Raw genomic sequence first — 4,793 nt, 5'->3', positions numbered from 1 at the left:
GTCGTAATCGTGGTCGGATTATTCGATTACGACAACGACAACGACAACGATAGCGTACCCGAGATCTCGGTCACCACAGCAGTTCTGATCGCACCCCCCGGCCCGCCGGGTGTCCTGTCTGCCCCTGGTGTGAGACGATACACACATCTGTGCCGCAGCGGCTGGACCGCGGGCTCGGGCCTGGCCCGAGCGGATTCCCCAGTTACATCGGAGCACCACCGAGATGCGTTGGTTGTTGATCGTCCTGACGGTGTCCGCCTTCCTGGCGGGCTGCGACAAGCCCGCGGCCAAGCCCCAGGAGCGCCCGCCGGCGCAGGTGACGGTGCAGACCATAGTCCCGCGCGATATCCCGGTCAGCTTTACCTACGTGGGTCAGACGGAGAGTACCCACCAGGTGCAGATCCGCGCGCGGGTCGACGGATTCCTGGAGCAGCGGGTCTACACCGAGGGCAGCCTGGTCAAGGCCGGGGACGTGATGTTCAAGCAGGACCCCAAGCCCTTCCAGGCCTCGCTCGACGCGGCCAAGGGCGCGCTGGGCGAGCAGCAGGCCAGGCTTCAGGTCGCCACCGACAATCTCGCGCGGGTCAAGCCGCTGACCGCGCTCAAGGCCCTGAGCCAGAAGGACCTGGACGACGCCACCGGCTCGCAGCAGTCGGCCGCGGCGGCGGTGTACGCGGCCAAGGCCAACGTACAGCAGGCCCAACTCAACCTGGGCTACACCACCATCACCGCCCCGGTGACGGGGCTCTCAAGCTATGCCCAGGTCCAGGACGGGGCCTATGTCTCCGGGGCCAACAGCCTGCTGACCTATGTCGCCCAGATCGACAGCCTGTGGGTCAACTTCAGCGTGTCAGAGAATGAGATGCTCAGGTTCCGTACCCAGAAGGACGCGGGCGTCCTGAGCGTCCCCGACCAGAAGGACTTCGTGGTACAGGTCATCCTGTCGGACGGTTCCATCTTCCCGCACGAGGGCCGCATCACCTTTACCAATGCCGATTACAACGTCAAGACCGGGACCTTCCTGCTGCGCGCCACCGTGCCCAATCCCGATTACACCCTGCGCCCGGGGCAGTTCGTCCAGGTACGGCTCGCCGGGGCCGTGCGGCGCAACGCCATCCTGATCCCCCAGGAGGCCGTGCTGCAGGGTGCCAAGGGGCACTTCGTGATGCTGGTGGGCAAGGACGATACCGTCGCACCCCGCCCGGTGGAGGTCGGACCCTGGCAGGGCAATGACTGGTTCATCACCGGCGGGCTCGCCGCCGGCGATGTGGTGGTGACCGACGGGGTGTCACGCCTGGCCCCCGGGGCCAGGGTCAAGATCGTCGCGACCGCGCCGGCCGCCGCCGCGCCGACACCGGCGCCGACGGACGCCAAGCCCACCGCCCCGCGCCCGCCCCCGGGTGTGCTCCACGGACCGACCACGCCGGCCCCGGGCAGCGCCCCGGTCGCTTCGGCCGACGACGCCAAGAAGTAGCAGCGCAGGACCAGCCCATGTTCTCCCACTTCTTCATCGACCGGCCCATCTTCGCCGCCGTCATCGCCCTGATCATCTCCATCGCCGGCCTGGTGGCGATGGTGCAATTGCCCATCGCGCAATACCCGCAGGTGACCCCGATCCAGATCCAGGTCACCGCCACCTACCCGGGGGCCAACGGCACCCTGGTGGCCCAGAACGTCGGCGCCCCCATTGAGGAGCAGGTGAACGGCGCCAATAACATGATCTACATGTCGTCCGCCAGTTCGTCGACCGGCAACTATACGCTGACCGTCTATTTCACCATCGATACCAACCCCGAACTGGCCCAGGTGGACGTGCAGAACCGGGTGAGTCAGGCGATGGCCCAGTTGCCGCAGTCGGTGCAGGCGCAGGGCGTCGACGTGCAGCAGAAGACCAGCACCTTCCTGATGATACTGGCCTTCTTCTCGCCCGATGGCCGGCTCGACAACGACTCTATCTCGAACTATACCAATACCCAGATCCTGAGCAACATCAACCGCATCGACGGTGCCAACCAGGCGGCCATCTTCGGCGTCCCCGAGTATGCGATGCGTATCTGGCTCAAGCCCGACCGCATGGCCCAGCTCGGGGTGACCGCCACCCAGCTCGCGGACGTGGTCAAGCAGCAGAACCAGCAATTCGCGGTCGGGCGCATCGGCGACACGCCCACCCCCTATCCGGTACCCATGACCTTCCCGGTCACCACCGGCATCATCACCGAACCCTACCAGTTCGACAACATGATCGTGCGCGCCGAGAACAAGGACGCGGCCCTGGTGCGGGTCAAGGACGTGGGCTATGCGCAACTGGGCGCCCAGAGCTACACCCTCCAGACCGAATACCAGGGCCGGCCGGCGACCCTGATCGCCGTCTATCAGCAGCCCGGGGCCAACTCCATCCAGGTCTCCGAGGACGTGCGCGCCAACCTGGCGGAGTTGGCGAAGGGCTTTCCCAGCGGGCTCGACTATGCCGTGGCGCTGGATACCACCGCCTTCGTGCAGGCGTCCATCGACGAGGTGGTCAAGACCTTCTTCGAGGCCGTGGTGCTGGTGGTGCTGGTGGTCTTCATCTTTCTGCACAGCCTGCGCCTGACCATCATCCCGACGCTGGCGGTGCCGGTGTCGATCCTGGGCGCCCTGATCGGGATGCTGCTCCTGGGCTTTTCCATCAACATGCTGACCCTGTTCGGCATGATCCTCGCCATCGGGCTGGTGGTGGATGACGCCATCGTGGTGGTGGAGAACACCGAGCGCAATATGGAACAATACGGGCTGACCCCCAACGCGGCCGCGAAGAAGGCCATGGACGAGGTCAGCGGACCCGTGATCGCGGTGGTGCTGGTGTTGAACGCGGTCTTCGTCCCGGTCGCCTTCCTGGGCGGCATCACCGGCGCCCTGTACCAACAGTTCGCCGTGACCATTGCGATCTCGGTGGTGTTCTCCGGGTTCATCGCGCTCACCCTGTCCCCGGCCCTGGCGGCGATTCTCATCCAGGCCAGGAAGGGCGGGAAGAAGGGCTTCTTCGCGTCGTTTGACAAGGGCTTCGAGCGGATCACCAACGGCTATGTGCAGGGGGTCAAGACGGTCCTGGGGGCCTGGTTCCCGGGCTTTCTCGTCCTCGCGCTGGTGGTGGCCGCCTGCGTGTGGCTGTTCAAGGTCCTGCCGACGGCCTTCGTGCCCCAGGAAGACCAGGGCTATATCTTCGTGCCCTATTTCCTGCCGGACTCCGCCAGTCTGTCGCGCACCAACGCGGTCGGCAGCCAGGCCGCGGCCATCATGCGCGCTAACCCGGCGGTGGCCAATGTCACCCAGGTCGACGGCTACAGCCTCATCGACTCACAGATGAAGACCAACTTCGGCCTGCTGTTCGTGAGCTTGAAGGACTATGCGGAGCGCACCTCACCGGACCTGTCGGCGAACGCGGTCATCGCCGACGGCGTGCGCCAATTCCAGAGCATTCAGGGCGGCCTGGTGGTACCCATCAACCCGCCGGCCATCCCGGGACTGGGGATCACCGCCGGGTTCCAGATGTGGATCGAGCAGAAGGGCGCCGGGACCTTCGGACAACTCTACGACCTGGTCAATCAGATCATCGAAAAGGCCAAGACCCGGCCTGAACTCGCGGGCGTCTCAACCACCGTACGCGCCAATGGTCAGCAATTGCTCGCCGATGTGGATCGGGAAAAGGCGGAGATCCTGGGGGTGCCGATCCAGGAGGTCTACAACACCCTGCAGACCATGTTCGGGTCACTCTATGTGAGTCAGTTTCCCAAGGACTCACGCCTCTTCCAGGTCATCCTGCAGGCGGAGCCGAGCTATCGTATGACCCCGGAGGACATCGGCAAGTTCTATGTCAAGAGTAGGGATGACAAGATGATCCCGCTCTCGGCCCTGGTCAGCACCCGCTATGTGGTGGGGCCCGATATGGTGACCCGGTTCAACAACTACCCGGCCATCGCCATCAACGGCGCCCCGGCCCCCGGGGTGAGTTCCGGCACCGCCCTGGCGGCGATCCAGGAGGTCGCGGAAGGACTGATGCCCCAGGGCTATGGCTTCGAGTGGGCCGGCGAGGCGCGCGAGGAGGTCAGCTCCGGGTCCACCTCGACCATTGCCTTCAGTTTCGGCCTGATCTTCGTGTTCCTGATCCTCGCCGCCCAATACGAGAGTTGGTCCCTGCCGATCAGCGTCATGATGGCGATCCCCTTCGCGGTCCTGGGCGCCCTGATCGCCATTGCGCTGCGCGGTATCGACAACGACATCTATTTCCAGATCGGCCTGCTGACGCTGGTCGGGCTGGCGGCCAAGAACGCCATCCTGATCGTCGAATTCGCCGTGGAACTGCACCGCAAGGAAGGGATGTCGCTGTTCGACGCGGCGGCGGAGGCGGCGCGGCTGCGGCTGCGGCCCATCATCATGACGTCCTTCGCCTTCGTCCTGGGGACCCTGCCGCTCGCCATCGCCACCGGGGCCTCGGCCAACAGCCGGCACTCCATCGGCACCGGCGTCATCGGCGGTACCCTGGTCGCCACCCTGGTCGCCATCTTCTTCATCCCGATGTTCTACTGGCTGGTGGGGACCTTCAGCAAACGGTTCTTCGGCAGCGCCAAGAGCGATCTCTCGGCGTCCGTGGTGGCCAAGACTGCGGGGGCGGACGGCCCGGGGGCGACCGTCGGCGGCGGGGCAGTCGCGACTCAGGCGGAGCGCAAGGATGTCTGACCTGAAGCGACCCGCGATCTTGGATGCGGCCGCCGCGCCCTTTGCGGGGGCGTCGGTCCGCACAGCGGACCCTACGGGGG

General features: G+C 65.6%; 2 protein-coding genes. Both read left to right on the top strand.

Annotated features, from left to right (window positions below):
- Positions 1-223: 223 nt before the first annotated feature.
- A complete protein-coding gene (locus QZY48_RS02775) occupies positions 224-1,474 on the top strand; it encodes an efflux RND transporter periplasmic adaptor subunit (protein WP_295427399.1) in 1,251 nt (416 codons plus the stop codon).
- A 17-nt stretch (positions 1,475-1,491) separates the two neighbouring features.
- Entirely contained in the window at positions 1,492-4,713 is a 3,222-nt protein-coding gene (locus QZY48_RS02770) for an efflux RND transporter permease subunit (RefSeq protein ID WP_295427397.1), read from the top strand.
- Positions 4,714-4,793: the final 80 nt, after the last annotated feature.

Source organism: uncultured Thiodictyon sp., from assembly GCF_903828115.1.
In the GTDB taxonomy this organism is placed as follows: Bacteria; Pseudomonadota; Gammaproteobacteria; order Chromatiales; family Chromatiaceae; genus Thiodictyon.
This window is presented reverse-complemented; position numbering and strand designations above follow the sequence as displayed.